The sequence below is a fragment of the Streptomyces sp. NPDC002130 genome (assembly GCF_040296465.1).
In the GTDB taxonomy this organism is placed as follows: Bacteria; Actinomycetota; Actinomycetes; order Streptomycetales; family Streptomycetaceae; genus Streptomyces.
This window is the reverse complement of sequence record NZ_JBEOXI010001025.1, coordinates 1-1214: the sequence shown is the minus strand read 5'-3', so window position 1 is coordinate 1214 and position 1214 is coordinate 1. Positions and strand designations below refer to the sequence as shown.

The window sequence follows — 1214 nt, the reverse complement described above, 5'->3', positions numbered from 1 at the left end:
CTCCACGACACCCAGTACCGCACGGCGCTGGCCTGGCAGAACACCGCCTACAACCAGCCCCCGCACCCGAGCTCAGGTCGACGCCGAACTGCGAGCCGTCGCCGAGCAACCGCTGGAACTGCGGTGCGTCGTCTTCTGTGGTGATGATCATGATGTCGCGAATCCCGGCCAGCATCAGAGTACTGAGCGGGTAATAGATCATCGGTTTGTCGTAGACGGGGACCAGCTGTTTGCTCACGCCGAGCGTGATGGGGTGCAACCTCGACCCCGTGCCGCCCGCCAGAATGATTCCGCGCATGCCTCGAAGTGTTCCAGTGTTCGCTGGAGAAACAAATCTCGGGCGCACGGTATCGTGCGTGGCCGGTAGGTAGATCGGTTCGATTCGGTGATCGTGGAGGCGCAAACGTGAGAGTTCTCGTGACTGGCGGTGCAGGCTTCATCGGCGCCAATTTCGTCCATCAGACGGTGGCAGAGCGTCCCGATGCCGAGGTCACGGTGCTCGACGCGCTGACCTACGCGGGCAACAAGTCTTCGCTCGATTCGATAGCCGACCGCATCACGTTTGTTCACGGCGACATCACCGACGCAGTGCTCGTAGACGAACTGGTGAGCGCCGCCGACGTCGTCGTTCATTTTGCCGCCGAGTCGCACAACGACAATTCGCTCGCTGATCCGTGGCCGTTCGTGCAGACCAACATCGTGGGAACGTTCACGCTCCTGCAGGCTGTGCGCAAGCACGACGTCAGGTACCACCATATTTCCACCGACGAGGTGTACGGAGACCTCGAACTGGGCGATCCGGACCGTTTCACGGAGTCGACCGCGTACAACCCGTCGAGCCCTTACTCGTCGACGAAGGCATTGAGCGACATGTTGGTGCGCGCGTGGACCCGTTCGTTCGGCGTCCGGGCCACCCTGTCGAACTGCTCGAACAATTACGGCCCTTATCAACATGTCGAGAAGTTCATCCCACGGCAGATCACCAATGTTCTCGCCGGATTGCGTCCCAAGTTGTACGGCGACGGTTTGAACGTCCGTGACTGGATTCATGTCGACGACCACAACAGCGCGGTCTGGGCGATCATCGACGGTGGCCGGATCGGTCAGACCTACTTGATCGGCGCTCAGCCAGTCGTCCGTCTCGAAGGGGTCCGGCTCCGCCACGTGCAGCTGGACCGGCAGGTCCTCGGCCGTCACGTCCGGCGCGATGTCCG

1 protein-coding gene and 3 pseudogenes are annotated in these 1214 nt (G+C 61.7%); 2 read left to right on the top strand and 2 right to left on the bottom strand.

Annotation, left to right across the window (positions count from 1 at the left end):
* A partial coding sequence (locus ABT116_RS51260) for a rhamnogalacturonan lyase family protein (RefSeq protein ID WP_502984096.1) occupies window positions 1–144 on the top strand: 144 nt, incomplete at its 5' end.
* Here the strand turns inward: ABT116_RS51260 and ABT116_RS48065 are convergent.
* A pseudogene (locus tag ABT116_RS48065) lies at window positions 134–298 on the bottom strand (sugar phosphate nucleotidyltransferase); the annotation flags it as partial. The gene ABT116_RS51260 and the pseudogene ABT116_RS48065 sit on opposite strands and share 11 nt — an antisense overlap.
* 8 nt (window positions 299–306) lie before the next feature.
* Between ABT116_RS48065 and ABT116_RS48060 the strand changes: the two are divergent.
* A pseudogene (locus ABT116_RS48060) lies at window positions 307–1062 on the top strand (dTDP-glucose 4,6-dehydratase); the annotation flags it as partial.
* Between the two features lie 57 nt (window positions 1063–1119).
* On the opposite strand, the pseudogene ABT116_RS48055 reads toward ABT116_RS48060, so the two are convergent.
* Window positions 1120–1214 (bottom strand): annotated as a pseudogene (locus ABT116_RS48055) (dienelactone hydrolase family protein); the annotation flags it as partial.